This window comes from Acinetobacter sp. WC-141 (assembly GCF_000313935.1).
GTDB lineage: Bacteria > Pseudomonadota > Gammaproteobacteria > Pseudomonadales > Moraxellaceae > Acinetobacter.
Genome location: NZ_AMSS01000066.1, coordinates 1 through 24,778 on the forward strand (window position 1 = coordinate 1; position 24,778 = coordinate 24,778).

At 40.1% G+C, this 24,778-nt stretch carries 25 protein-coding genes, 3 tRNA genes and 3 pseudogenes; 13 read left to right on the forward strand and 18 right to left on the reverse strand.

The annotated features are described in order from the left end of the window. Window positions 1-555, reverse strand: a pseudogene (locus tag ACINWC141_RS19720) (IS3-like element ISAba22 family transposase); the annotation flags it as partial. A 52-nt stretch (window positions 556-607) separates the two neighbouring features. Between ACINWC141_RS19720 and ACINWC141_RS13090 the strand changes: the two are divergent. Further along, a pseudogene (locus ACINWC141_RS13090) lies at window positions 608-1,564 on the forward strand (DUF6035 family protein); the annotation flags it as partial. A gap of 390 nt (window positions 1,565-1,954) precedes the next feature. On the opposite strand, the gene ACINWC141_RS13095 reads toward ACINWC141_RS13090, so the two are convergent. Next, window positions 1,955-3,151, reverse strand: coding sequence for a tyrosine-type recombinase/integrase (locus ACINWC141_RS13095; RefSeq protein ID WP_009391962.1), 1,197 nt, complete (start codon window positions 3,149-3,151; stop codon window positions 1,955-1,957). 183 nt (window positions 3,152-3,334) lie between these two features. Next, window positions 3,335-3,424: transfer RNA gene (locus ACINWC141_RS13100), tRNA-Ser, on the reverse strand. Between the two features lie 118 nt (window positions 3,425-3,542). Here ACINWC141_RS13100 and ACINWC141_RS13105 point away from each other — a divergent pair. Next, window positions 3,543-5,420, forward strand: coding sequence for a potassium transporter Kup (locus tag ACINWC141_RS13105; protein WP_009391934.1), 1,878 nt, complete (start codon window positions 3,543-3,545; stop codon window positions 5,418-5,420). Between the two features lie 55 nt (window positions 5,421-5,475). On the opposite strand, the gene ACINWC141_RS13110 is transcribed toward ACINWC141_RS13105, so the two are convergent. Beyond that, window positions 5,476-5,916, reverse strand: a complete 441-nt coding sequence (locus tag ACINWC141_RS13110) for a hypothetical protein (RefSeq protein WP_034678609.1) — start codon at window positions 5,914-5,916, stop codon at window positions 5,476-5,478. A 255-nt stretch (window positions 5,917-6,171) separates the two neighbouring features. Here ACINWC141_RS13110 and ACINWC141_RS13115 point away from each other — a divergent pair, with 255 nt between their 5' ends. From ACINWC141_RS13115 to ACINWC141_RS13125, 3 genes are all read left to right on the forward strand, one after another. Further along, entirely contained in the window at window positions 6,172-7,251 is a 1,080-nt protein-coding gene (locus ACINWC141_RS13115) for a DNA/RNA non-specific endonuclease (protein WP_009391957.1), read from the forward strand. A 97-nt stretch (window positions 7,252-7,348) separates the two neighbouring features. After that, window positions 7,349-7,948, forward strand: coding sequence for a LysE family translocator (locus ACINWC141_RS13120; protein WP_009392047.1), 600 nt, complete (start codon window positions 7,349-7,351; stop codon window positions 7,946-7,948). Between the two features lie 45 nt (window positions 7,949-7,993). Then, window positions 7,994-8,236, forward strand: a complete 243-nt coding sequence (locus ACINWC141_RS13125) for a hypothetical protein (RefSeq protein WP_009391931.1) — start codon at window positions 7,994-7,996, stop codon at window positions 8,234-8,236. 249 nt (window positions 8,237-8,485) lie between these two features. Here the strand turns inward: ACINWC141_RS13125 and aqpZ are convergent, their stop codons facing one another. Beyond that, complete coding sequence (gene aqpZ / locus ACINWC141_RS13130) at window positions 8,486-9,175, reverse strand: aquaporin Z (protein ID WP_001045987.1); 690 nt, start codon at window positions 9,173-9,175, stop codon at window positions 8,486-8,488. Between the two features lie 132 nt (window positions 9,176-9,307). Further along, the gene (locus tag ACINWC141_RS13135; protein WP_009392036.1) at window positions 9,308-10,312 is read right to left on the reverse strand and encodes an AraC family transcriptional regulator; all 1,005 of its coding nucleotides are present in this window, start codon (window positions 10,310-10,312) and stop codon (window positions 9,308-9,310) included. Window positions 10,313-10,421: 109 nt separating this feature from the next. Between ACINWC141_RS13135 and ACINWC141_RS13140 the strand changes: the two genes are divergently transcribed. Beyond that, a complete protein-coding gene (locus ACINWC141_RS13140; RefSeq protein WP_009392008.1) occupies window positions 10,422-11,060 on the forward strand; it encodes a hypothetical protein in 639 nt (212 codons plus the stop codon). A gap of 40 nt (window positions 11,061-11,100) precedes the next feature. Here ACINWC141_RS13140 and hisF read toward each other — a convergent pair whose 3' ends face one another. Continuing rightward, window positions 11,101-11,859 carry an imidazole glycerol phosphate synthase subunit HisF gene (gene hisF, locus ACINWC141_RS13145; RefSeq protein ID WP_009391946.1) on the reverse strand — a complete coding sequence of 253 codons (759 nt, stop codon included), beginning with the start codon at window positions 11,857-11,859 and terminating at the stop codon, window positions 11,101-11,103. 112 nt (window positions 11,860-11,971) lie between these two features. Between hisF and ACINWC141_RS13150 the strand changes: the two genes are divergently transcribed. From ACINWC141_RS13150 to ACINWC141_RS13160, 3 genes are read left to right on the forward strand one after another with little or no spacing between them, the layout of a single operon-like run. Next, complete coding sequence (locus ACINWC141_RS13150; protein ID WP_009392032.1) at window positions 11,972-12,922, forward strand: homoserine kinase; 951 nt, start codon at window positions 11,972-11,974, stop codon at window positions 12,920-12,922. Window positions 12,923-12,932: 10 nt separating this feature from the next. After that, the gene (locus ACINWC141_RS13155) at window positions 12,933-13,562 is read left to right on the forward strand and encodes a DUF1294 domain-containing protein (protein ID WP_009391964.1); all 630 of its coding nucleotides are present in this window, start codon (window positions 12,933-12,935) and stop codon (window positions 13,560-13,562) included. Window positions 13,563-13,598: 36 nt separating this feature from the next. Then, the gene (locus ACINWC141_RS13160) at window positions 13,599-13,994 is read left to right on the forward strand and encodes a DUF4870 family protein (RefSeq protein WP_009391942.1); all 396 of its coding nucleotides are present in this window, start codon (window positions 13,599-13,601) and stop codon (window positions 13,992-13,994) included. A gap of 32 nt (window positions 13,995-14,026) precedes the next feature. Here the strand turns inward: ACINWC141_RS13160 and ACINWC141_RS13165 are convergent, their stop codons facing one another. Then, on the reverse strand, window positions 14,027-14,929 hold the full coding sequence (locus ACINWC141_RS13165; RefSeq protein ID WP_034678618.1) for a DMT family transporter: 903 nt from the start codon (window positions 14,927-14,929) through the stop codon (window positions 14,027-14,029). Window positions 14,930-15,027: 98 nt separating this feature from the next. Here ACINWC141_RS13165 and ACINWC141_RS13170 point away from each other — a divergent pair, with 98 nt between their 5' ends. Continuing rightward, window positions 15,028-15,579: a helix-turn-helix domain-containing protein gene (locus ACINWC141_RS13170; protein WP_009392012.1), complete on the forward strand. Its 552-nt coding sequence runs from the start codon at window positions 15,028-15,030 to the stop codon at window positions 15,577-15,579. A gap of 68 nt (window positions 15,580-15,647) precedes the next feature. Here ACINWC141_RS13170 and hisA read toward each other — a convergent pair whose 3' ends face one another. From hisA to hisB, 5 genes are all read right to left on the reverse strand, one after another. Next, window positions 15,648-16,379, reverse strand: a complete 732-nt coding sequence (gene hisA / locus ACINWC141_RS13175; RefSeq protein ID WP_009392039.1) for a 1-(5-phosphoribosyl)-5-[(5-phosphoribosylamino)methylideneamino]imidazole-4-carboxamide isomerase — start codon at window positions 16,377-16,379, stop codon at window positions 15,648-15,650. A 94-nt stretch (window positions 16,380-16,473) separates the two neighbouring features. Continuing rightward, window positions 16,474-17,115, reverse strand: a complete 642-nt coding sequence (locus tag ACINWC141_RS13180; RefSeq protein ID WP_009391978.1) for a 3'-5' exonuclease — start codon at window positions 17,113-17,115, stop codon at window positions 16,474-16,476. Window positions 17,116-17,201: 86 nt separating this feature from the next. Further along, window positions 17,202-17,750, reverse strand: coding sequence for a DUF805 domain-containing protein (locus ACINWC141_RS13185; RefSeq protein WP_009391976.1), 549 nt, complete (start codon window positions 17,748-17,750; stop codon window positions 17,202-17,204). 151 nt (window positions 17,751-17,901) lie between these two features. Next, on the reverse strand, window positions 17,902-18,519 hold the full coding sequence (hisH, locus tag ACINWC141_RS13190) for an imidazole glycerol phosphate synthase subunit HisH (RefSeq protein ID WP_009392040.1): 618 nt from the start codon (window positions 18,517-18,519) through the stop codon (window positions 17,902-17,904). After that, complete coding sequence (gene hisB / locus ACINWC141_RS13195; protein ID WP_002116767.1) at window positions 18,519-19,112, reverse strand: imidazoleglycerol-phosphate dehydratase HisB; 594 nt, start codon at window positions 19,110-19,112, stop codon at window positions 18,519-18,521. The genes hisH and hisB overlap by 1 nt, the downstream gene beginning before the upstream one ends. A gap of 101 nt (window positions 19,113-19,213) precedes the next feature. On the opposite strand from hisB, the gene ACINWC141_RS13200 reads away from it, so the two are divergent. The 3 genes from ACINWC141_RS13200 (at window position 19,214) to ACINWC141_RS13210 (ending at window position 19,987) form a co-directional block, all read left to right on the forward strand. After that, the gene (locus ACINWC141_RS13200; RefSeq protein ID WP_004789887.1) at window positions 19,214-19,597 is read left to right on the forward strand and encodes a GNAT family N-acetyltransferase; all 384 of its coding nucleotides are present in this window, start codon (window positions 19,214-19,216) and stop codon (window positions 19,595-19,597) included. Window positions 19,598-19,702: 105 nt separating this feature from the next. Continuing rightward, window positions 19,703-19,778 (forward strand) — tRNA-Phe (locus tag ACINWC141_RS13205). Between the two features lie 133 nt (window positions 19,779-19,911). Then, window positions 19,912-19,987, forward strand: a tRNA-Phe gene (locus tag ACINWC141_RS13210). 173 nt (window positions 19,988-20,160) lie between these two features. Here ACINWC141_RS13210 and ACINWC141_RS13215 read toward each other — a convergent pair. From ACINWC141_RS13215 to ompR, 5 genes and pseudogenes are all read right to left on the reverse strand, one after another. Next, entirely contained in the window at window positions 20,161-20,592 is a 432-nt protein-coding gene (locus tag ACINWC141_RS13215; RefSeq protein WP_004789884.1) for a GNAT family acetyltransferase, read from the reverse strand. Window positions 20,593-20,721: 129 nt separating this feature from the next. Beyond that, complete coding sequence (gene scpC, locus ACINWC141_RS13220) at window positions 20,722-22,236, reverse strand: succinyl-CoA:acetate CoA-transferase ScpC (protein WP_009392045.1); 1,515 nt, start codon at window positions 22,234-22,236, stop codon at window positions 20,722-20,724. A gap of 35 nt (window positions 22,237-22,271) precedes the next feature. Continuing rightward, window positions 22,272-22,400 (reverse strand): annotated as a pseudogene (locus tag ACINWC141_RS19725) (hypothetical protein). Between the two features lie 27 nt (window positions 22,401-22,427). Next, complete coding sequence (locus tag ACINWC141_RS13225; RefSeq protein WP_009392031.1) at window positions 22,428-23,885, reverse strand: ATP-binding protein; 1,458 nt, start codon at window positions 23,883-23,885, stop codon at window positions 22,428-22,430. Between the two features lie 17 nt (window positions 23,886-23,902). After that, window positions 23,903-24,667: an osmolarity response regulator transcription factor OmpR gene (gene ompR / locus ACINWC141_RS13230; protein WP_000060753.1), complete on the reverse strand. Its 765-nt coding sequence runs from the start codon at window positions 24,665-24,667 to the stop codon at window positions 23,903-23,905. Window positions 24,668-24,778 lie beyond the last annotated feature (111 nt).

Genomic DNA, 24,778 nt, shown 5'->3' on the forward strand with positions numbered 1-24,778 from the left:
TTATCTGACGTACAGCGTACATACTCATTTTTATACCCTGAGCTTGTAAGTATTTGGTTAATCGAATATAACCATAGCTCTGCTTTGTCTCCTCATGGGCTATTTTCACCAATATCGTCTGTTGATTTCGTTGAATCGTTCTTTTGCTCACGCCTCTCTTGAGCCAATCATAAAAACATGAAACTGAAACATGAAGTAATCGAGCCATTAAGGTAATTGGAAAAGAATATCTTTTTTGTTTCATATAGGCGTACCTTACTGACTTTCTTTGGCAAAGTACGCTGCTGCCTTTTTTAAAAATTCACGTTCCATTTCAGCTATTTTGAGCTGTTGTTTGAGTTTTTTATTTTCTTCGAGTAGAGCGTTTAGATCAGGTGAATACTGTTTTGTACCTGCTAAAGTTCCAGCCTTTGCTTTGGTATTCCAATTTGAAAGAGTTTGCATTGAAATGCTAAGTTGTCTGGCTGTTTCCGAGACATTGCCTTGATTGGCTTCAATTAATTTGATGGCTTCAGCTTTAAATTCTGTGGTGTAAGTCTTGTGTTTCTTGCTCATGGTAAACTCCTGATGAGTGTGTTTAGTTTACCAAGTTAAAACCTCCTGTTTTTTCAGCACACATCACAATGCTTGCTTACTGTGGATTTTTAATCATTTTGAACCCACAGAAAAAGCGAAGAAGCAGTCAATGCAAGATATTTACTACAACAATAATGCAAATGCATTTGTAGTGAATGATTCTACAGTCGCTCAATCAATTAAAACAAAAGTTTTTACTTTAGAGTGTCATTATTTAAAGCCTGAAATAAAGAATAATCAAATCGTTAATCAGTGGAATACTGAGTTCGTCGAATTTAAAAACTTAGTCCAGAACGAAGCAACAAAGCAAATATACTTTTTTGATTATGAGTCAGAATATCGAAAGTTAAAGCAAAAATTAGGCTTACAACATAGTTATTTACAAGAGAGTAAGAATCAAAAAGATAAACTAAAAGTTCAAAAATATATCGAATCACTAGAACAGGTTGATCTTGAAACACAAGTTCCATCAAAAACTAAATCTGAATTATTGACCGAATTTACTGAATTATGGATAAAAACGCATTACCTTACTGAGAGTCAAGTCAACTTTCAGTGGCTTTCTATTCGAAAAGAGCTTGAGTTAATGGGAATTAATGCACCCCAATACATTTTGCATGCACCTTATAAAACAGTGGTCAACTCTATTTTAAGTGCAAAATTTGGTTATGCTGTAGGTAATAATATTAACGATATGGTGAGTGTGGCCCATAACTTGATGGAACATCATCCAGCTTACATAAAGCATTTCATGCTTACTTTGAAAGTAACTGAAAAACCTAATTTATTAAATGAGAGAGATAGTTCGGGTAAATGGAGGGAGCGCTATCAAAAATATACTCAACAGCCTGAGGTCGATAAGATATATAAACATGATTTAAATCAATTAATTGAGTTTTTAGTACCTGAGTTTGAAGGCCGTTTGATTTCTTGGGGTGAAAGTAGTGGGCCTTATTCTAAAGTACAAATTGATGGAGTAAGCCAATAATGAAATCTCAACATCCTTATAATATTACTTCTATAATCATTAATCTGAATGATTGCACAGTGCTAGGAAGAATATCAGATATTTGAAAGCCTTAGATGGTATTTATAAATGCTTGAATCAATTATAAATATGATATTGTTGAACAAATTAATTTTTGGTTTCTAAAAAATGACTAAGACGAGTTGTATGAATATATTGGGGCATAATTATGTCCTAATAGGCGAAAAGCAAAACAAGATCTTGAAAAAACATGAGCATTTAAATCTAGCTCCTTCATATAGAGGCATCTATAAATGCTCATACTGTGGTAAAGAAATAACATCCCTTTCGTATATAAATCCCAAGTTCTAATACTAATTCTATTACTTTGGTAAGAGCGTGGCTTTCGATCTAAGCTCTTCTATGCTTAGGAAAAGGCACAATTTTATTTCTTAAACTATCAATAAAATCAGACCACTCCTGCATCATCTTCGTTCGATACTCTAAATGCTGAGCATGGTTATACGCCTGTGAAACCGCATTACCGACTCTATGAGCTAATTGAATTTCAATCGCATCGTGCATATAGCCTTGTTCATGTAGGGTTGTAGATGCAAGTCCACGGAAGCCATGTCCAGTCATTTTACCGTTGTAGCCCATCGTACGGATCACGCACAAAATTGCATTGCTACTCATAGGCTTGGCTGTGCTGTGGTTATAAAAAACATAGGGCTTTCTGCCTGTGAGCGGTAATAAGCTCTCTAGTAGTTCAATTGCTTGCGTAGATAATGGAACGAGATGAGGTAAAGCCATTTTCATTTTTTCGGCTGGTATACGCCATATCTTATTCTCAAAATCGATTTCCTCCCATTTCATCATTCTGAGTTCAGCAGTTCGAACAAAAGTTAAAGTCATCAGTTGTAATGCTGTTTTAATCACAGGATTACCATGATAACGATCCATACGCTCAAGGAAAGGAGGAAATTCTGAAATATCCAATCGAGCCATATGCTTCACCTTACGAGGCTTTAAGGCTTCGTGAAGGTGAGGGGTTGGATCATTCTCAATCAATCCTTTACGAATCGCAAAACGGAAAATACGCCCAGTTAAAGGAATGGAGCGTTTGGCCATTTCTTGCGCACCACGTGCTTCAATTTTTTTAGCGCAGGCAAGCACATCTTTCCCTTTGATCTGATCAATGGGCATGTTACCCAATGCAGGGAATATATCTTTTTCGAAAACAGATAAATCACGTAGATAAGTTGCTTCTTTTATGACGGCTTTACGATCTTCCATCCATTCCATCGCAAGGACTCTAAATAGCTTACTTTCATCAGTTTGCTGAAGGCGATCATTCTTTATGGCATTAGGGTCAATATTTTTATAAAGCTGTATACGAGCTTCATCACGGGTGCGACGAGCTTGAGCTAATGAGATTTCTGGATAGCTCCCAATGGTTAAAGTACTTTCACGACCATTGAAGCGATACTTCAATCGCCAGAACCTTCCACCTGAAGGCGTGACCTCAAGGTATAGCCCTTTTTCATCGGCATAACGCTTTTTCTTTTCAAGCGGTTTTATTTTTCTAACGTGAGCATCTGTCAGCATTTTTAGCTATTTCTTTGGAATTTGGGGGACGATTTATAGTATAACCAAATCATCCCCCACTTGTCCCCCATGATGTTTCAGGAGTACAAGGATAGCCAAGGATTTAAAAGAACATTAAAAAAGGCTTAAACCATTGTGATTTAAGCCTTTTAGGTATGCTTCGGTGTTTTTACAACAGAATCTTGGCGGTGAGAGAGGGATTCGAACCCTCGATACGCGCAAACGTATACACACTTTCCAGGCGTGCTCCTTAAGCCACTCGGACACCTCACCAAGGCGTGCGATAGTAACTAAAAAAACAAGTTCTGCCAAGATTTAAGATGAGCTTTACAGAAAAAAAATAATAGAGGTGATAAGATTGCGATAAAAATCATATTGGTTTAATTACACAATGCAAAATACGGCCAAAAAAGCAACCTTGCCTGCCACGGCTTTGGCAGCTCTTGGGGTGGTCTTTGGAGATATTGGAACAAGTCCACTCTACGCCCTAAAAGAGTCCTTCCATGCAGCGCATGGGTTGGGAATTCAGCCTGAAAACGTATTAGGAATTTTATCCATTATTTTTTGGTGCTTAATGCTGATTATCAGCATCAAGTATGTCGCCATCGTTATGCGTGCAGACAACAATGGCGAAGGCGGAATTATGGCTTTACTCGCATTGAACTTACGTAAAGCCAAAATTGCCGATAATAAGAAAATCTACATGATTGCCATTGGCTTTATTGGAGCATCACTTTTTTTTGGTGATGGCATTATTACCCCTGCGATTTCGGTACTCTCGGCAGTCGAAGGCTTGTCTATTGCAACTGATGTGTTTGACCCGTTCATCATGCCAATTGCGATCACCATTATCATCGCGTTGTTTCTGGTACAAAAACACGGTACAGCCTTTGTCGGTAAGTTTTTTGGTCCGATCACGATGGTGTGGTTCTTATCGTTAGGATTATTAGGCCTTCACAGCGTCATTCAGACTCCTGTGGTGTTAGGCATGTTTAGTCCGCATTGGGCGATTCAGTTTATCTATCATCATCCAATCATGACGTTTTTTGTGATGGGTGCTGTTGTTTTAACAGTCACTGGTGGTGAAGCACTTTATGCCGATATGGGACATTTTGGACCAGTTCCAATTCGTCTCGCATGGTTCTTTGTGGTGTTGCCATGCTTGGTTTTAAACTACGCAGGACAGGGCGCATTACTGCTAAGAGATCCGGCGGCAATTCAAAACCCGTTCTATTTATTGGTGCCACAGTGGGCACTTTACCCAATGATTATTATGGCGACCATGGCAACCGTGATTGCTTCTCAAGCCGTAATTTCTGGGGTGTTTTCACTTGCTCGCCAAGCGATTCAATTGGGTTATTTACCACGTTTAAGTATTAAACATACCTCTGAATCTGAAGAAGGTCAGATCTATGTTCCTTTCTTAAACTGGTTACTTTTAATCGCAATTATTATCTTAATTTTGATTTTCAAAACCAGCTCAAACTTGGCAAGTGCGTATGGCCTAGCTGTAACTTTGACCATGCTGTGTGACACGATTTTGGTTGCTGTTTTCATCTATTCGGCTTGGAAATGGAGCATGCCAAAAGTGCTACTCTTGATTATTCCATTCTTTGTTTTAGAGTCGGTTTTAGTCGCAGCAACTTCACTTAAAATCTTGTCGGGCGGTTGGGTGCCATTATTGATTGGCGCGATTGCAGTCACCATCTTAATGACATGGAAACGTGGTCGTGAGCTTACTTTTGCTAAACTTGAACACGATACATTATCACTAGATTTATTTGTGAAAAGTATTGGTAATAGCGTGCACTGGGTGCCGGGTGATGCTGTCTTTATGACGGGTACACCAAACGTTGTGCCGCATGCCATGCTGCATAACATCAAGCACAATAAAGTGCTGCATCAGCGTAATATCTTGGTGACCGTAGTCATTGAAGATGTGCCATTTGTTGCACCAGAAGAGCGTATTTCAACAGAAACCTTAGCTGAACATTTCTTCCGTATTAAAATCTTCTACGGTTTTAAAGATGAAATGAATGTACCAAAAGCACTTATGCAGGCCTATGAGCAGTTAGGTCTTGAATATGATTTGATGCATATCAGCTTCTTTATTTCGCGCGATCGTATTGTTCATTCGGTGGGTGATGGCATGTCTCCATGGAGAGAAAAACTATTTATCTCTATGCAGCGTAACACCAGTCCGGTGAGTGACTTCTACCAAATTCCAACTAACCGTGTGGTTGAATTAGGTAGCCAAATCGAAATCTAAAAATTTGATGTAATAAAAAACCAAGACAGATGTCTTGGTTTTTTTATGGTTCTGATTATTGAGCTTGCATAGGTGCATCTGCTGGCAAACCACCATCTTTTGCCATCGGGTCTGCCGACTGAGTTGGATCTGCCGGAGGCGGTGGAGTGTTCGGATCTTGTGGCGCTGGAGGCGCTTGGTTCGGTGCAGGTGGTACTGCATCAGTTGGCGCTGCTGGAGGTGCCATTTCACCGCCTGCTGGAGGTGCTGGTGGAACGTCTGCCGGAATAGGAGCTCCAGTAGGTGCTGCATTTGTAGGTGCAGCAGAAACTTGTTGTACTTGTCCGCTATTGACTAAATCGCTGATAGAACCAGGTTGGCCATTTACCGTTGTAGTAACTTTTACTTTAGATAAACTTTCTAAAGTATCTCCTGGCTGGACTGCTGGTTCAGCCAAAGCTGCCATACTACACAATCCTGTGATTACACCAATACCAATAATCTTTGAATGGATCATCAAGTGGACTCCGATTATATTTTTATCCAAATTTGTGGAGCTAACCATGTCATAAGCAATCAGTGTTTTTCAACGAAAGATACGCAATTGGCGTAATTCAATAGCCAAAGCCTCTCATAATTCCAACAGATTGTTACGTAATAGGAAATAGAGTTACAAAAAAGATGACCATGTTTTAACCATTTGAAAGATAAGAGATATACTTAAAAAATCAGGATTGTTAAGCTGCATGTGAACAGTGGTATTGATAGAAATATGGCAAGTAAAAAACGTAGTAAAGGTACAAACTCTTTCTCTCTAAGTGAGCATTTTGGCAAGATTATTCTTGCTTGTATTGCTGCGGGAAGTTTTGCGATTGCTTTTGGTAGTGAAAAGATTTCGCAGTGGTTTTCACCTTTAAGTACTAACTCGACTTGTCTTAATCAATTTTACCGTGAAGTACCACCTGCTTTAAATAAAGAAAGCTTAAAAAAAGACAGTTATCCGCTGTGCTTTAACGGCTTTAATGTCTTGTATTCAGGTATCTCTAAAACGCCGTTATGGTCGGCTGAGCATTTAAATGCAGAACGTTTGAGTGTCAAAATTAAGCGTGAAGATAACTTCCATGAAGAAACTCGTGTTGCTCAAAAGCATCGGGCACTGTTAAGTGATTATCGTGGTTCAGGTTATGACCGCGGGCATATGGCGCCAAATGGCGATATGCCAAATAAAAGCTCACAGTCCGATAGCTTCTCGTTAAGTAACATGGTGCCGCAAGCGCCTAAAAATAATCAGGAAGTCTGGCGTAAGCTTGAAGAAGCCACACGTGCTATTGCGACTAAGCAAAAACAAGATGTATATGTGGTTACCGGCCCTGTTTTTGAAGGTAAACGTCTTAAAACCATTGGGCAGGGTGTGATTGTTCCAACCGCAGTTTATAAAGCGGTATATATGCCAAAAACTGGCGCGATCGGGGCTTATTACGCCCCCAACAATAACTCTCTACAAGTGAAAGTGGTAAGCGTTTGCTACCTCGAAGAACGCTTAGGCGTTAACCTGTTTCCACAGTTAACTGAGCAACAAAAGCGTAATGTCTATCGCCTACCTTTAACTGCAGCAGCGGTTAAACCAAATCAGAAGCTAGATTATTTACATTGGGATGGCGAGAGCCAATGTGAGCAGGACTTAAACGCTGATCAAATTAAAGCGCTACAAGACCAGTTTAAAAAGCAAAAAAGTGGTTCATCAGAACCGATGGAAGCAAAAGTTCCAACGATTGACGAAGAAACACGTCAAGCCATTGTGAAACAACTGGTTGAAGCGTTGGTGAACTATTTCTTGCAAATAATGAAGTAAACAGCTTTTTTGATTGTTATTGCAAAATCGTAAATATTTAAAATAGAATCCATAGACAGATCTGTCTATGGATTCTATTTTAATAAGGACAATAACAATGTTTGCTTCAATGTTTCTTTTTTCATTTGCAATGTCTATTACCCCCGGTCCAGTGAATACTGTCATTTTATCGACCAGTTTAAATCACGGTTTAAAACGGTCACTTCCTTACATTTCAGGTGCGACGATTGGTTTTACCTTACTTTTGATTTTTATGGCATTTGGTCTTCAGAGTTTATTAACTCAGTTTCCTGTGGTATTAAAAATTCTTGCGATTTGTGGAACGTTATTTGTCTGTTATATCGGTATAAAAATTATTCTTTCTGCTGCCAATATTTCTATTTCAAATGCTCCAGCAGAACAGATGATTATTCCTAATTTTAAAGATGGTTTTTTGCTACAGTGGCTCAACCCGAAAGCATGGTTGGCTTGTGTGTCGGGCATTACCATGTTTACAAGTATTGAATACCCACAGGCTTTGCCGATCTTTATCGTTATTTATTTTTTCACTTGCTATGCGTGTTTGTTCTTTTGGGGGGTATGTGGTGATAAATTTTCAGTGGTGCTCAATCAGGGCAACCGTTTGAAATATTTTAATATCCTAATGGGATTATTCTTAATTTTATCGGCTCTTTTAATTTTGATTGATTTTTTTTAAATTGGTCGTATTACACTGTGAAGATATAACAACGAGACAACACCTATGTTTAAGCCATTTGAAAAGGGTACAGAGTCTTCATCAATTGAAGATTTAACATTAGAAAATGATATCGATTGCGTCAGTATTTATGGCAACTTGCAAATCACCAAAGACAAAGTCGGATTAGAACAAGCGAAGGCTTTACAGAGCTTTTTAAATGATGTTGTTGCAGCTTTGGAAAAAGAAGAATTGCCTGAGAAAATTGAACGACCAGCTGAACAAGAAATTAATAATCCGTTTTTATAAATGATTCATTAGTAGAGCTTAGTCTAATCAAAGTTCTATGGTTATTGAATAATGCGTGAAATCTGATTCGTGATAAAGCCATTCACAACCTGCCCATTTTAAGATCAGGATTGTTACTGTGTGGGATCAGATAAATGATCCCAGAGAACAGGTTTTGTGAATGGCAATGGTTTTGGTTACTTTTGCCGAAACAAAAGTAATGAGAATTAGCTGATTACATTCGATTTTATGAAGCAGGACTCCGTCGTGTTAATCTTTGTCTCCAGCAACCACCTTATAAATAATTGCACCAATCACAGCACCTAAAATCGGCGCTACCCAGAACAACCACAACTGACTTAAAGCAGCAGTTTCAGCAAAGAACGCAACGCCTGTACTACGTGCAGGGTTTACCGAAGTGTTTGTAACGGGAATACTGATTAAGTGAATGAGTGTTAAGCCTAAACCAATCGCAATTGGAGCGAAGCCAGCAGGTGCACGGCGGTCAGTTGCACCTAAAATAATGATTAAGAAGAAAGCTGTAAGAACGACTTCAATAATGAAAGCAGAACCTAAGCCAAACTTGTTTGGTGATAAGTCACCAAAACCGTTGGTAGCAAAACCACCAACACCGCTAAAGCCTGCTTGGCCTTGAGCAATAATATAGAGAACAAACGCAGCAGCAGTCGCACCGACCACTTGAGCAACAATATATGGAATTAAATCTTTAACATCGAAGCGGCCGCCGACCCAAAGGCCAACACTTACCGCGGGATTAAAATGTCCACCTGAGATATGCCCTAGAGCATAGGCACCTGTCAGTACGGTTAAACCAAAGGCAAGGGCTACACCTGCAAAGCCAATACCAAGTTCAGGGAAAGCTGCGGCTAATACTGCGCTACCACAACCACCAAAGACTAGCCAAAACGTACCTAGAAATTCAGCAAAATATTTATTCATTCTGATTACTCATTTATTTGATCTATTTTAATTAATGTGAATTGCGTCACATAAATTTGAAGCATGTGACTATATGAAATTTTTGTTTTCAGTGTTGTTTTAATCAAGAAAAGATTTGTAAGTTTTGGTTGGTTATTCTTTGTCTAAAAATTGTTCTCTCCATTGCTGTGGTGTTTGATTGGTCCAATGCTTAAACGCTCTTTGAAAAGCACTTTGCTCCGAGTAACAAAGCAAAAGAGCAATCTCTTGTAAACTTAAATGCGGGTCTTTTAAATACTCGGTTGCGAGCATAAAGCGCACTTGCTGAACGCGTTCCTGAAAGGTGGTGTTTTGTTGTTGTAAGTGTCTTTGGAGCTGCCGCACGGATAGGCCTAATTGAGCAGCAATATATTCAATTTGATATTGATTTTTTTGTAGTCCAGTCAAAATTGAATGCTGTAAGCGCTGATCAAGTTGGGTCGAATTTGGTAATTGCTCTAACAGCGCTTGTGCTTGCTGAACCAATAGCTGCTGTAAGGTGTGGTCGGCGTTGCTAAGCGGCTTATTAATTTCTGTAATTGGAATGAGTAACTCGGTACGCGGTTGGCTAAAACGAACGGGACATTGAAAGTATTGTTCATAAACCCTAATGTTTTTAGGGGCAGCATTTAAGAAATGTACTTCATGTAAATGCACGTCTTCATGAGACATAAAAAGACGTAAGAACTGAATGACCAGTGCAATCGCGATTTCATCAGTCAGTTGGGTGGGGTGTAACTCAGTCGCTTCCCAGCGAATAGAACTATATCTTCCTTGTAGCTCAACCACTAAAGGGCTGCCGTCATAAATCAGACGGTGAAAATCATGATAGCGAATTAAGGCTTCACCTAAGTTATCGCAAGAGAGTGCGAGGTAAGCAATAATCCCTAAGTGTTTGGGTTGCACGTATTTGGCAATTTCTAGCCCTAACGCGGGCTTTGGGTCTAGCTTATAAATAACTTCTAATAAATCACGCCAAACGACATAGTCAAAGCGTTCGAGATTTTGAATTTGCTCTAATTGTTCAGGAATAACTAGCTGATTAGCTTCGCAGTAAGCTTTTAATAGATGTCCCAGTCCTCCATATACTGAGCCTGTATAGTTCTTTAGTTGTGGCATCCGTGACCACCTCTTTCTTGTCGTGATTTGTCAATGAAACCATAAATTATGGTCAATACCTAGCATAACGAATTTTATATGCTGAATAAAAAGAAAAAGGAGTTAGGTGATGTTAAAAGGGTTCATTGCAGGAATTGCGGTTGCAAATGCATTTGAATGGGTGGCGCACAAATATATTTTGCATGGCGTACATCGTGCTGGACAACCACGTTATAGCCCCGTACCAAAAAGTATGGAGTCTCATTGGGCACACCATCGTGAAGTACGTAAACAGCAATTTCATGATGATTGCTATGTGGAAGGTGTTGGTAACTGGCGGACTAAAAATGAGTTAATTTCACTGGCAGTCGTGGCAAGCGTTTCAAGTGCAATTTTTTACCCGTTTTCAAAAGGCATGGCACTCGCAGCTTGGTACAGTGCAGGAAATTATTATTATATTCATCGCCGTGCACATCTGGAGCCTGAGTGGGCAAAGCGTAAAATTCCATGGCATTACGACCACCACATGAACTCTAATCAAGATGCCAATTGGTGTGTGACCAAACCTTGGTTTGATTATGTGATGGGAACACGAGTGGTGTCTTCGGCAGATTTAAAAGAACAAAATCCTTTGGGTGTTCGGTTGCCTACTGTATTTGTTAAACCGCTAACTCAAGCTGTAGAAAAAATCTTTCCAGCAAAATGGGTCGAGAAAAAAGAAAAGCCTGAACTCGTTAGCGATATAAATGCAGTAGATGGTGCTGCATAAAAATAAAGGGGCCATATCGCCCCTTTAAATATCAATAAGCTTACAAGCGCATTTCGATGCCTTGTTCAGCTAAATATTGTTTAGCTTCTGGAATGGTATATTGACCAAAGTGGAAAATACTTGCAGCCAATACTGCATCGGCACCACCTTGTAAAATACCGTCTGCAAGGTGTTGTAAGTTACCTACGCCGCCTGAAGCAATGGTTGGAATGGTAACGCGGTCATTAATCGCACGCATTAAAGCAATGTCATAACCTGCTTTAGTACCGTCGGCGTCCATACTAGTAATGAGTAGCTCACCCGCACCGTAGTCAGCCATTTTTACAGCCCATTCAATGGCATCAATACCAGTTGGTTTACGGCCACCATGAGTAAAGATTTCCCATTTGTTATCATCAGTTTTTTTGGCATCAATTGCAACGACAATACATTGCGCGCCAAAGTGTTGAGAAGCTTCTTGAACAAATTCTGGGTTAAATACGGCAGCTGAGTTAATACTCACTTTATCTGCACCTGCATTTAATAACGCACGAATATCTTCAACCTTACGTACACCACCACCGACAGTTAATGGCACAAATACAGTCTCGGCCATACGTTCAACAGTACGGTAAGTGGTATCGCGTCCATGATGTGTAGCGGTAATGTCTAAGAAAGTAATTTCGTCTGCACCTTGTTCGTTATAGCGACGTGCCACTTCTACAGGGTCGCCAGCATCACGAATATCGAGGAATTGAACGCCTTTAACTACGCGTCCATTATCAACGTCTAGGCAAGGAATAATACGTTTAGCAAGCATAGCTTTTTCCAAAAATAATCGCCGTTGGTGAAAGTTCCTACACAGGCGCTACACCTTCATGGAGGGAAGAGGTATTCTATCAAACTTCACAGATGTTTTTTGCAGGTTTTCCATGTCGGTTTATACCCCGTTGAGTTTAGATGAAGTTCGCGCCTTTGCTGCACCTTATGGATTAGAGGTGTTGGAGCTGAACCCAATTCAGGGAGGTATTCAAAACACCAATTATTTTTTGGTTGATGTAAACCGCAAACAATATGTACTTACCGTGTTTGAAGAGTTAGATGCACAAGGGGCAGGCGAGCTTATCCCTGTTCTTGAACAATTGGGAACTCATGATGTACCCGTTGCAGTGCCGTTAAAACATAGCGGACAAGCGGTTCATGTGATTGCAGATAAGCCTGCACAGATTGCTCCACGTTTAATGGGTCACCATCCCATGCAAACCACAGTCGCGCAAGTTGCAGCGATTGCAGATGCACAGGCGAAATTGCATGTGGCTTTACAAGATTTTCCGCTTGAACGTGAATATCGACGTGATCATCAATATTGGACAGGCGTTGCAGAGCAGCTTAAACCAAACATGACTCGAGAAGACCAAACGTTACTTGAGCAGGTCTATCAAGCTTTTAATGCGAAAACAGCGCAGTATTCAAATCGTCCAACAGGTTTTATTCATTCAGATTTGTTCCGCGACAATACTTTGTTTGAAGGCGAGCAATTACAAGGTATTCTAGATTTTTACGAGTTAAATCAAGACGAATTACTGTTTGATATTGCGATTACTATCAATGATTTTTGTACAGAATATCCAGCGGCGAATTTAAACTCAGACAAAGTAGCAGCTTACTTAGAGGCATATCAAAAAGTTCGTGCGCTCACTTCAGATGAACTTGAATGTTTAGATGTATTCTTGGCAATGGCGGCGTGCCGTTTTTGGTCAATGCGCTTGCAGGTTGCTCAAAAAAATAAAGAAGAAGGACGTACCGGTGACGACATTTTGCAAAAAGACCCGCAGGAAATGCGAGCAATGATGCAAGATCGTTTAAGCCACGTAAAAGGATAAAGGAATAAAGATGCGAGATCAGGGGCGATTAGTCGAATGGTTCGACGAAAAAGGTTATGGCTTTATTCAGCCAGATGATGCTGAAAAAGAGCGAGTCTTTTTGCATATTAAAGATTTTGCACGCCCCGGTCCTCGGCCAATTATTGGCTGTGCACTGGAATATTTAATTATTCTCGATGAACAAGGTCGTTTTCGTGCTCAGCAGGTCACCTATTTAAAAGCATCTCAAACTCGTAAAACGTCAAAACCTGTAAAAACACAATCCTCTTTTCAAGGCAGGCCATGGTCTGCAATGCAAATGGGGATCGTGTTTTATTTCGTTTTAATGGGCATCATGAGTTTTATCCATGTTTTACCAGCCTATACCTTATTGCTTGTTTTAATGATGAATGTGCTGAGTTACTGGCTATATTCACAAGATAAAGAAGCTGCACAATTGGGTAATCGCCGTGTGCCTGAGCAAACATTGCACATTGTCAGCTTTTTAGGGGGATGGCCTGCTGCATGGTGGGCACAACAAAAACTGAGACATAAAACACAAAAACAACCATTCCGTAAGATTTATTTTTGTACCATATTCCTTCATTTACTTTTGATTTTGTGGCTAATTTCTCCCTTAAATGTGTTGCGGGGCTCGTAAAAGTAAATCGTTTTATTAAACTTGAGAGGTATAAAAATGAATAGTTCTATCGACCAAGATCCAAATCGTACTTTAACGCTTATTTTATATGTACTTTATATTGTCGCTATTTTTACAGGCGGCTTACTTGCGGTTATTGCTTTAATTATTAACTATGTAAAACGTTCCGATGTGCAAGGTTCAATTTTTGCGAGCCACTTTACATGGCAAATCAGAACATTCTGGTGGTATCTGGCTTGGAATATTATTGCCTTTCTGCCGTTTATTTTCCTGTTCTTTACGGGCGAAAATACTAATCTATTTGCAGGCGTTGCCGTTTCATCGACCGTATTCTGTGTGGGCGTAATTGGTGCTGCGTGGATCTGGATTGTATATCGTGCAATTCGCGGCTTGATTGCGCTAAATGATAACCGACCGATGTATCAGCCTTAATAAATAAAAAAGAGAGCATTTCGCTCTCTTTTTTATTCTCTAATTCTTTTAGTTTTTCTAATTGGCAACTTAAGTTTCAACTCACTCACTAATACACCTAAGACCACTAAAGCTCCTCCGAAAAGAGCAATAACTGGCAAACGCTCACCTGCAATTCGACCAATAATTCCTGCCCAAACCGGTTCTCCTGCATAGATAATTGCAGCACGGGAAGGATCAACCATACGTTGAGCCCAGTTCATTACAAATTGAATAAGCGCACTGGCTAAACCTAATGCAACAGCAAGGAGTACAAGTGGCCATGAAAATGCAGGAATTGCATGTTCACCCACCGCAGGCATAATGGCAAAAGAAACTAGAGAGGCTACGCCGAGTTGAATGACGGTGACGCGACGTAAATTTACTTTTCCAGCAAAGTAACTAATAAAAATAATTTCTAAAGCAATCGCAAGTGATCCGAGTACTGTTACAAGCTGTCCAAAATTTAAAGAGATTTGTTCAAAACCATTACCTGTCAATAAAATAAGGCCAGCAAAAGCAAGGGCTGCTCCCACCCAAGTCATGATGTGTGGAACTTTTCTAAAGATGAGCCACATTAAAATAGGTACAAGTGGAACATAAAGCGCGGTTAAAAAAGCCGACTCACTACTTGGAATGGTTTGAAGACCAATCGTCTGTGTGCCATAACCTGCCGCAATGACAAGACCAATCGCACTGCCAGCACCTAAATCTTTTAAAGTAACGCCTTTCATACTCTTGAAAGAAATAAGCAGCAAGGTAAGCGCCGCGACAGCAAAGCGGCAGCCCACAAAAAACATAGGCGATGAAAAGTGCAATGCATACTGCACGGTAAGAAATGTTCCACCCCAAATGATCGTAATTAAGACGAGTGCTAACTGTGGAGCTTTGCTTGAGCTCAAAGAAGTTGGTGACATACTCAAATTAGAAAGAATTGTGCAATATACTGCACATATTGCGCTATTCTTCTGTTTTGTGCAATATATTGCTCATATTTTCTTTGCTACTTTATTTTATGAGCCAGACCAGTACCGTTTTGCAGCATGTCGGCACAAACATTCGTTCATTAAGAGACGAGCGAGGTTTAAGCCAACAGGACTTGGCCGATCAGGCGGGTGTGAGCAGACGGACAATCGCAGCTTTAGAAACTGGGCAAGTCAATATTAGCTTGGCCAAACTCGATGCGATTGCGGTCGTGCTGGGCGTAGATTTTAGAACAATTGTGAGTGCGCCTGAGCACAAAGAACAAGCCATGGTAAATGTACTCGCTTGGCAAGGTGAAAAAGAAGAAAGCAGCGCAACCCTATTGGCTTCAGCTCCATCTCGCTCACAAGTTGAGCTGTGGACATGGTCGTTGGCAGTGGGGGAATCTTATATTGCCGAAGCCGACGCGGAAGGATGGCAAGAGCTTATTTATGTATTAGAAGGTGAGCTGACCATACAATTTGCAGATAGTACAAAAATTATTGCTGCTGGCTCATCTTTTGTTTTTGCCAGCTCAGTCACTTACACCTATATCAATAGTGGTAACCAAGTACTTAAGTTTATTCGTAATGTGGTGTATTGATTAGAATGTATTTGTCATATCAGCAATAAAAAAGAGCCTAAATAGGCTCTTTTTTTACATCTTAAAAATTAAAGACGGTTTTCATCTAACAAAAGCTGAGCTTCACGAAGGTTTAGAGTACCTTCATAAATTGCACGACCTGTGATAGCACCTAAAATGCCCGGTTGGCCGATTAAGTTGCGTACATCCTCAAGATTTGTTACGCCACCAGAAGCAATCACGGGTAAGCCTGAATATTGAGCCAAGTTTACAGTTTGCTCAACATTTACACCTTGCATCATGCCGTCACGAGCGATGTCTGTGTAAACAATGCTAGACACGCCTGCATCTGCAAAGCGTTTCGCTAAATCCGTTGCTTTCACATCAGTAACGTTTGCCCAGCCGTCAGTTGCAACCATGCCATTTATCGCATCAATACCAACAATGATGTGACCAGCAAAGCGTTTACACGCTTCTTCTACAAATTCCGGATCTTGAACTGCTTTAGTGCCGATAATGACAAAAGTCACGCCAGCTTCTAAATAGTGCTCAATGGTCTCTAATGAACGAATACCACCACCAATTTGAATTGGTAATTCTGGCTGAGCTTTAGCAATTGCTTCCACAACAGGCTTATGAATTGGAGTGCCTGCGAAAGCGCCATTCAAATCGACCAAATGCAAACGACGTGCGCCTTCATTTACCCAATGCTGGGCAGTTGCAACTGGATCGTCAGAGAAAACAGTATCGTCTTCCATACGCCCTTGTTTTAAACGCACACATTTACCATCTTTCAGGTCAATTGCAGGAATGATTAGCATGCTTCCGCTCCTTGCTTCATCATGATTATGAAATTTTGCACATCTTAGCAAAGTATTGATCAATCGCTAAGCCTTAGAAAAGACTTTTATAACTTTACGCTTGAAGTGCAGTTTGAATAGTTTGAGAAATGTGAGCGGGTAATAGTTTTTGTTTTCTGAGCTCTTCAAATACCAATAAAGCAGCATATGCATCGGCAGCCGCATAGCTGATCTGCTGAGAGCTAAGTGGCTTTCGTGCCCAATTTGAAGTTCCAACTTTTTTCGACTTTGCAAGATATTGACCAAATAACAGTGCAACCGCTTTTTGTACACCCATTTGCTGTGTAAAACCGAAGTAGCTAAAGCCTTTAGCAAGATCGACACAACTTTCTAGCTCTATGCCTTTTTTATGAAAAATGTGCTTATCATTTTTAAGTCCAAAGCCAACTTTAATTTGCTGAGAGTTCGACAAAATGGGCTGTAAAAATTTTAAAGTCGATGAATTGACGTGAAATAAATATGCTTTTTGTGTTGTAGCAAGTTGAATCAAGTGTGGACCAGTTGAGATTTCACCCACTTTAAATGTAGGTTTAGACTCAGAATCAAATCCCAAAATTGCAGCGTTTTTTAATTCTTCTTCAATACTTTTGCATTGCTCAATATTTTCAATAACAACAATATTGTGGTGTGTCAGATTTTCAAAAGGGGGAAGCTGCTGAATAGAGGTTTTATCAAGGAGGGGAGAGGATTCGGACATATTTAACAGCGTACAAAAGAATTGGGCTATTAGCTTTATATATGAATAAAGTCTAGAGAACTAGGCTTTATGGGTGTCTTTAAAAATTATTGAGACTGAGAGGGCGTACCAATGACAACGCTTTCGCTTTTCTCAATGTAGCCTTCATAGGTAGGAGCCATCATTGTGGCAACAACCGCAAAAATTAATGCAAGCGGAATCAGAATAATATAAATCCAGCCTAAAACGCGTTCCCAACCTGGGGTAGGGCGCTGCGGGCCATAATCATTATTGCCTTCTGTACCTTTTGCTGCAAAGAGATAAATCATGAAAATAAAGTTTATGCCAGGTATAAGCATCAGCAATGATAGCCATCCTGTATTATTGCGGTCATGTAAGCGACGAATTGTAAATACAAAACTTACATAGAGGCAGACAATGTAAAGAATGAGGATAACAATCATGCCTGCTGTAGAAAGGCCTGTTAGTTCCTGACTAGATGTAAATCCAAAAGTAAAAGCGATGATGACAACAGCGATACCGATGACGAGTGAAAATAAGAATGTCCAAGCAGCATAAGAGAGTCGTCCAAAACGACCATTCGCTTTAAAGGGGGAATCTTGTTGAAGTGGCTGATTTTCAAAAGGTGAATTCATTTTGTTTTCCTGATCATTTGGTTTTATTTAAAAGTATAAATCTTCAATATTTTGTGGAATAAAATATCATTCTATAAATGATTGGTTGTTATTATAAATAAAAAAAAAGATCAGGCCATCTCGACCTGATCTTTTTCAGTTTTAAATGAAATTAAATATTCCATTCCACAAAGTTCTTCAGTAACTGCAAACCAGCAGTATGACTTTTCTCTGGGTGGAATTGAGTCGCGAATAAATTATCTTTATGAATTGCTGTGCAGAAGTTCACACCATACTCACAAGTCGCAGCCACAATGCTTTCATCTTTTGGTTCGACATAGTAACTATGTACAAAGTAGAAGCGAGCATCTTGTTCGATGTTGTTCCACATTGGATGGCTTGGGTCCATTTGGTGAACTTGGTTCCAGCCCATGTGTGGTACTTTTAAACCTTCCATTTGAGGGAAGTGCTTTACTACACCGTCAAAAATACCGAGTGCGTCTACACCGCCATTTTCTTCAGAACTTTGTAGTAATGCTTGCATGCCTACACAAATCGCAAGAACTGGCTTATTAAAAGCAGCTTTACGTACGACTTCATCAATACCTGCTTCACGCATGCCTTGCATACAGTCACGCATTGCACCAACGCCTGGAAAAACAATTTTGTCGGCTTGTGCAATTAACTTTGGATCATTGGTCACATCGACTGTAGCGCCCACATGCTCAAGTGCTTTAGCTGCTGAGTGTAGATTGCCCATGCCATAATCAAGTAACGCGATACGTGTCATTAGAGGCTACCTTTTGTCGATGCAATCGTGTTTTCTGCACGTGGATCAACTTCACATGCCATACGTAAAGCACGAGCTAGCGCTTTGAACACACTTTCAATTTGATGGTGACTATTTTTACCTTTCAAATTATCAATGTGTAAGGTCATAAGCGCATGGTTTACGAAACCTTGGAAAAACTCAGAAAATAAATCGACATCAAATGTACCGATGCGTGCACGGGTAAATGGAATATCCATGAATAAACCCGGACGACCAGATAAATCTACAACAACACGAGACAAGGCTTCATCTAATGGTGCATAAAAGTGACCATAGCGTTTTAAACCTTTTTTATCGCCTAAAGCCTGTGCAAAAGCTTGTCCAAGCGTGATGCCACAGTCTTCTACGGTGTGGTGATCATCAATCTCGAGGTCTCCATCACAATGAATATCGATATCAAATAAGCCATGTCGCTTGATCTGATCAATCATATGGTCTAAAAATGGAACTCCAGTGTTTAGTGTGCCTTGACCAGTACCGTCGAGATTTAATCGAACTCGAATTTTGGTTTCATTGGTATTTCTAACCACTTCACTGATACGTTGCGTCATGGACACGTTCCTCAAAAAACGTCAAAAATGATTGGATGTAACGATAATTTCGCTGTGACGAATTCGTGACAGCATCATAGTTTGCTCAGGAGGGTTAATCAATGCCTATTACCGTACATGCTTATAGTTCTCTAGATAATTCAGAGATCCGCGATCAGCTTGAGCGTTTGTATGATACAAGTCCGGAGTTTGGTGACGGGCACGATGCGATTGAACAACTTGAACAAGATTTACAACAGTATACCACGCTATACACTGCTGAATTTAACACCAAAATTATAGGTGCAATCTGGTCTTCAGGACAAGGCGAAAGCAAGGTTCTTGAATATATTGTTGTGCATCCTGCTAACCGTGGTCGTGGGGTAGCAGAGCGCTTAGTTGAAGAAGCTTGCCGTATAGAAGAGTCAAAAGGCGTTAAAATTTTTGAGCCGGGCTGCGGCGCAATTCATCGCTGTTTGGCTCATATTGGTAAATTGCATCATTAAAATTCCTGTTCGTATGTGATGGTGATTTAAAAATAATCACTTGTTACAAAAAACACGGAAGTTGCTTGACGTGATCATATAAACATTGTTTAATACGCCCACTTCGGCGTGATAGCTCAGTAGGTAGAGCAACGGATTGAAAATCCGTGTGTCCCCAGTTCGATCCTGGGTCTCGCCACCATTATTTGTGTTTTCAATCCCTGATCCCATCAGGGATTTTTTTTAAGTATTAAGTATAAAAAATACTCATTTAAATCAAAAACTCAGGATAATTGTTGACTATTGTTCTGAGATACGGCTTAATACAGGCCATTGGCGTGATAGCTCAGTAGGTAGAGCAACGGATTGAAAATCCGTGTGTCCCCAGTTCGATCCTGGGTCTCGCCACCATATTCGAAAAAGCCCCATACTTAATGTATGGGGCTTTTTTCATGCGTATTATTTTATTTGAACAATTCATTTCTTTACTTGTGGGTAAAATGACATTTATCCACAAGCACACTTACTTATCCCCAAACTCAGTTTGTTTTCTGTGTTATGCCAAAATGATAATAAATAAGGTTCTAATCATGTGAACTATCGTTAATTAGACGTTTTCCTAAACACACCGCTTCTACTTCGTCATAGCCGAGCTGTTCATAGAAATTCAGTACATTTAGATTATCTTTACGCACCAATAATTGTAGTTTTGGGCAGCCGCGAGCAATCAGTCGCTTTTCAAGCTGTTGAACGAGCGCTGTAGCTATGCCTAAGCGTTGCTGATGGGGGTGAACAGCTAAATAATTAATCCAGCCTCTATGGCCGTCATAGCCGCCCATAAGCGTACCAATGAGTTGCTCATCTTTAATAGCAACTAAAAATAAATCATCTTGTTGTGAGACTTTTCTGAAAATATCGGTTTCAGGATTATTCCAAGGGCGCGTCAGGCCGCAGCTTTCCCATAAAATGACGACATCTTCCAGATCCGCATTTGTAAATTGGCGAATAATAAACATATAGATTTCTACTTTTTGTTTTGCTGTGCTGAAAAGATAAAATAAAAATTCAAGCTTGAGCAGTGTTTATTAATAATTTACACAAATAAAAAAGCACCCCCGTAGGAGTGCTTGAATTCAACCAGTGATTTAAGCTGATTTTGCAACTGGTGCTGCTTGAAGCATTTGACCTGTTTCTTCGAAGTTTGCATGCCAAGACAATGCTTCACGAAGTAAATGAGGAGTGTGTCCACCTCTAGCACATGCACGATCAAAGTAATCATTTAATGCATCACGATAAAGCGGGTGTACACAATTATCGATCACAGCGCGAGCGCGTTCACGAGGTGCTAAACCGCGTAGGTCTGCTAAGCCTTGTTCTGTTACTAAAATATCAACATCATGTTCACTGTGGTCAACATGGCTCACCATTGGCACGATAGAAGAGATATCGCCGCCTTTAGCAATTGATTTAGTCACAAAGATTGCCAAGTGTGCGTTACGAGCGAAGTCACCTGAACCACCAATACCATTCATCATTTTAGTACCGCACACGTGAGTTGAGTTCACATTACCGTAAATATCAAACTCAAGCGCAGTGTTAATGCCGATAATACCTAAACGACGAACCAGTTCAGGGTGGTTAGAAATTTCTTGTGGACGAAGCACTAATTTGTCTTTGTAAGCTTCAATATTGCCAAAAACTTTTTCGCCACATTTTGCAGAAAGTGTAATTGAGCTACCAGAAGCAAATTTCATTTTGCCTGCATCAATGAGTTCAAAAGTACAGTCTTGTAGTACTTCTGAGTACATGATGAGGTCTTCAAAGTCAGAATCTTTTAAACCTGTTAATACAGCATTGGCAATAGAGCCAATTCCTGCTTGTAATGGACCAAGGTTTTTCGGTAAACGTCCTTCTGCAACTTCTTTATTAAAGAAAGCAATTAAGTGGTTTGCGATGCCTTGAGTCTCATCATCTGGCGGAGTTACCGTTGATGGTGAATCGTGAGTATCGTTAAATACAATACCGACAATTTTAGCAGGATCAATTTGGATTGCAGATGTACCAATGCGCTCATCCACTTTTGTTAATGGAATTGGAGTACGTGTTGGGCGATAAGTTGGAATGTAGATGTCATGTAAACCTTCAAAGCTTTCGCTTAAAGATGTGTTGATTTCAACAATAACTTTCTCGGCAAAAATAGCAAAACTTGCAGAGTTACCTACAGAAGTTGTTGGAATAATGCCGCCATCTTCAGTAATTGCAATTGCTTCAATTACCGCAACATCAGGACGTTTAAGCTGTTGGTTACGCATTTGTTCAACAGTTTCAGATAAATGTTGATCAATAAACATAACTTCGCCATTGTTAATGGCACGACGTAAAGTGTTGTCCACTTGGAATGGCATACGACGAGATAAAACACCTGCTTCCGTGAGTTGTTTGTCTAAGTCATTACCTAAGCTGGCACCCGTAATTAACGTGATTTTTAACGGATTTTTCTTTGCAAGTTCTACAAGTGCTTGTGGAACAGCTTTAGCTTCACCAGCACGAGTAAAACCACTCATACCTACGGTCATTCCATCTTCGATGAACTGCGCAGCTTGTTCAGCACTGATGACCTTGTCATGAAGAGAAGCTAGGCGAATACGACTTAAAGACATTGGACATCCTCAGAATTGTCAAAACATAGGCGATTTTAGCTATGAAAAATTGAAAAGTGCATAGGTGTTAGGCTAAGGTCTAATTTTGTAAATAAATGGTGGTATAAATTATATTTATGGTTTTTATTTTATTGATTTTTAAATATTTTATTTATCTTTAAAATAAGGCTTTTAATCACTAACTGGTTAAATTAAAAGCGCTCACTCAAAGTTTGCTTGATTTTTTCTAATGGATTGATCGAAGTGTTTTCTTCAGGGTTTGGTTTTGGGATGGGTAAAGAAATAATAACTTCTAAACCACCTTGTTCACGGTTATGAATTTGAATTTCACCATGATGAATATCGACAATACGTTTGACAATGGCAAGGCCAAGACCACTACCTTGAATGGTTCTTGCTGAGTCTCCGCGGACAAAAGGCTGCATTAACTCTTCAATTTGATCTGCTGGAATACCTTCACCATGATCGGCAACGATAATTAAAATCTTTTCATTTTCAACTTTTGCACTGAGCTCTATCGGTTCAGCGCCATAGCGTTTTGCATTATTAATTAAGTTGGCAATCAATCTTTTTAAGGAAAGACTACGTGCCGGAATGATGGGCACATCTTGCATCTCGAAGTGAATTTCAAGTGGTTTAAACTGCACAACAAGTTCTTGCAAAAGCATATTGATATTGGTGTCTTTCAATTCCTCATCTGATCCATCGCGCATATACGAAATAAACTGATTGAGAATTGCATCCATATCATCTACGTCATAGACCAGACCTTCACGTAAAAACTCATCAGGTAGCATCTCTGCTGTTAAACGAATGCGCGTTAAAGGGGTTCGCAAATCATGTGAAATGCCGGCCAACATAATACGTCGTTCACGCTCGGTTTGATCAAGCGTATAAACCATCCGGTTAAAGGCTTGGTTCACCTGTCGAATCTCTAGTGGACCATGATTGGTGTCTAAGTAGGGAGCAGTACCCGACTTACTATATTCATTAGCAGCATTTTGCAAACGACGTAAAGGGCGGTTCATTTGTCTGACTAAAATCAAGATAATGATAGCTGACAGTAATGGAACACCAACAACCCAACCAATTAATAGTTCAGGGCTATAGTTCGCATAGGTTTTTAAAGGCTCGCGGACCCAGTTCCCGTGCATTTCAGGGGTTTGAATCCAGATACGTGGGCTAGGCTTAAACTGGAAGTAAACCGTAACATCCTTAGCCCCAATTTCATTGGCCAGTTTTTGTTCGATTTGATTGGTAAAAAACTCGGCAATAACTTTATCGCGGACGCTTGGATATTCTTTAGGGTTGGTAATGTATTCAATACCAACACGATTACGTAACCACTCATCAATATCCACTTCATTTTTGCGATGAAAAATCTGTATGTCCGGATTGTTGACGAGTTCAAGTTCAACTGCAAGATAACGAGCATGTTGTTGAATTTCAGGCAAATAGAGTGTGCGCCAAAAGAACCATAACGACATAAATAAGCTAAAAAATACCACCAGCAGTACCAGAATAGTGGTACGCATGGCAGCAGAGCGTGGCTTAATTTTGTCGAGAAAACGTTCCCACCGAGTTCGTTTCCGTTCAGAGTAGGTAGCGTAATCAGTAAAGTTTTGTGGCGCGATTGGTTCTAAACTCACTCTATTTTATCTCAAGCTTATTCAGCACCATCTGGAACGAATACATAGCCCACACCCCATACAGTTTGGATATAACGTGCACGTGCAGGATTATCTTCAATTAAACGACGTAGGCGAGACACTTGAACGTCAATCGAACGTTCCATTGCACCCCATTCACGACCACGAGCCAAATTCATGAGTTTGTCGCGTGTTAATGGTTCACGTGGGTGTTGTACCAATGCTTTTAATACTGCAAATTCGCCAGTCGTTAAGGTAACGATTTGTCCTTCGCGTGTCAGTGTACGAGTAGATAAATCTAAGGACCATGGACCAAAGCTCACAACTTCAACTTGTTGGCTTGGAGCACCTGGAACTTCACGAACTTGGCGACGCAATACAGCACGGATACGGGCTAAAAGTTCATTTGGATTAAATGGTTTTGGCAAGTAATCGTCTGCACCAGCCTCAAGGCCAGCAATACGGTCTGAATCGCTACCACGTGCTGTTAACATGATGATTGGCGTATCAATATTTGATTGGCGTAAACGACGGCAAATGCTCAAACCATCTTCAACCGGCAACATAAAGTCGAGTACGATAAGTGAAAATAACTCACGTTGTAATAGACGATCCATTTGTGAAGCATCATGGGCAGTTTTTACAACAAAGCCTTTATCTTCCAAAAAACGTTGCAAGAGGGTACGTAAACGCACATCGTCATCGACCACTAAAATACGTTCGACACGATCCGTTTCGTTGTGTACGGTTTCAGGATGTTCAGCAGGTACAACTAAACTCATGATGTACTCCCTTTTAAATTCATAATTTATATATTATTGGGTCGGTGAGGCTTATTGCCAACAAGCCCTCAGTATAATGCTGATGTTCTTGTTAAGACTATGTATCAATTT

Excerpts from the sequence above, each read along its gene's own strand:
- ACINWC141_RS13095 (WP_009391962.1), bottom strand. The coding sequence starts at position 3,151 with ATGCTGACAGATGCTCACGTTAGAAAAATAAAACCGCTTGAAAAGAAA.
- ACINWC141_RS13105 (WP_009391934.1), top strand. The coding sequence starts at position 3,543 with ATGCAAAATACGGCCAAAAAAGCAACCTTGCCTGCCACGGCTTTGGCA.
- ACINWC141_RS13110 (WP_034678609.1), bottom strand. The coding sequence starts at position 5,916 with ATGATCCATTCAAAGATTATTGGTATTGGTGTAATCACAGGATTGTGT.
- ACINWC141_RS13115 (WP_009391957.1), top strand. The coding sequence starts at position 6,172 with ATGGCAAGTAAAAAACGTAGTAAAGGTACAAACTCTTTCTCTCTAAGT.
- ACINWC141_RS13120 (WP_009392047.1), top strand. The coding sequence starts at position 7,349 with ATGTTTGCTTCAATGTTTCTTTTTTCATTTGCAATGTCTATTACCCCC.
- ACINWC141_RS13125 (WP_009391931.1), top strand. The coding sequence starts at position 7,994 with ATGTTTAAGCCATTTGAAAAGGGTACAGAGTCTTCATCAATTGAAGAT.
- aqpZ (WP_001045987.1), bottom strand. The coding sequence starts at position 9,175 with ATGAATAAATATTTTGCTGAATTTCTAGGTACGTTTTGGCTAGTCTTT.
- ACINWC141_RS13135 (WP_009392036.1), bottom strand. The coding sequence starts at position 10,312 with ATGCCACAACTAAAGAACTATACAGGCTCAGTATATGGAGGACTGGGA.
- ACINWC141_RS13140 (WP_009392008.1), top strand. The coding sequence starts at position 10,422 with ATGTTAAAAGGGTTCATTGCAGGAATTGCGGTTGCAAATGCATTTGAA.
- hisF (WP_009391946.1), bottom strand. The coding sequence starts at position 11,859 with ATGCTTGCTAAACGTATTATTCCTTGCCTAGACGTTGATAATGGACGC.
- ACINWC141_RS13150 (WP_009392032.1), top strand. The coding sequence starts at position 11,972 with ATGTCGGTTTATACCCCGTTGAGTTTAGATGAAGTTCGCGCCTTTGCT.
- ACINWC141_RS13155 (WP_009391964.1), top strand. The coding sequence starts at position 12,933 with ATGCGAGATCAGGGGCGATTAGTCGAATGGTTCGACGAAAAAGGTTAT.
- ACINWC141_RS13160 (WP_009391942.1), top strand. The coding sequence starts at position 13,599 with ATGAATAGTTCTATCGACCAAGATCCAAATCGTACTTTAACGCTTATT.
- ACINWC141_RS13165 (WP_034678618.1), bottom strand. The coding sequence starts at position 14,929 with ATGTCACCAACTTCTTTGAGCTCAAGCAAAGCTCCACAGTTAGCACTC.
- ACINWC141_RS13170 (WP_009392012.1), top strand. The coding sequence starts at position 15,028 with ATGAGCCAGACCAGTACCGTTTTGCAGCATGTCGGCACAAACATTCGT.
- hisA (WP_009392039.1), bottom strand. The coding sequence starts at position 16,379 with ATGCTAATCATTCCTGCAATTGACCTGAAAGATGGTAAATGTGTGCGT.
- ACINWC141_RS13180 (WP_009391978.1), bottom strand. The coding sequence starts at position 17,115 with ATGTCCGAATCCTCTCCCCTCCTTGATAAAACCTCTATTCAGCAGCTT.
- ACINWC141_RS13185 (WP_009391976.1), bottom strand. The coding sequence starts at position 17,750 with ATGAATTCACCTTTTGAAAATCAGCCACTTCAACAAGATTCCCCCTTT.
- hisH (WP_009392040.1), bottom strand. The coding sequence starts at position 18,519 with ATGACACGTATCGCGTTACTTGATTATGGCATGGGCAATCTACACTCA.
- hisB (WP_002116767.1), bottom strand. The coding sequence starts at position 19,112 with ATGACGCAACGTATCAGTGAAGTGGTTAGAAATACCAATGAAACCAAA.
- ACINWC141_RS13200 (WP_004789887.1), top strand. The coding sequence starts at position 19,214 with ATGCCTATTACCGTACATGCTTATAGTTCTCTAGATAATTCAGAGATC.
- ACINWC141_RS13215 (WP_004789884.1), bottom strand. The coding sequence starts at position 20,592 with ATGTTTATTATTCGCCAATTTACAAATGCGGATCTGGAAGATGTCGTC.
- scpC (WP_009392045.1), bottom strand. The coding sequence starts at position 22,236 with ATGTCTTTAAGTCGTATTCGCCTAGCTTCTCTTCATGACAAGGTCATC.
- ompR (WP_000060753.1), bottom strand. The coding sequence starts at position 24,667 with ATGAGTTTAGTTGTACCTGCTGAACATCCTGAAACCGTACACAACGAA.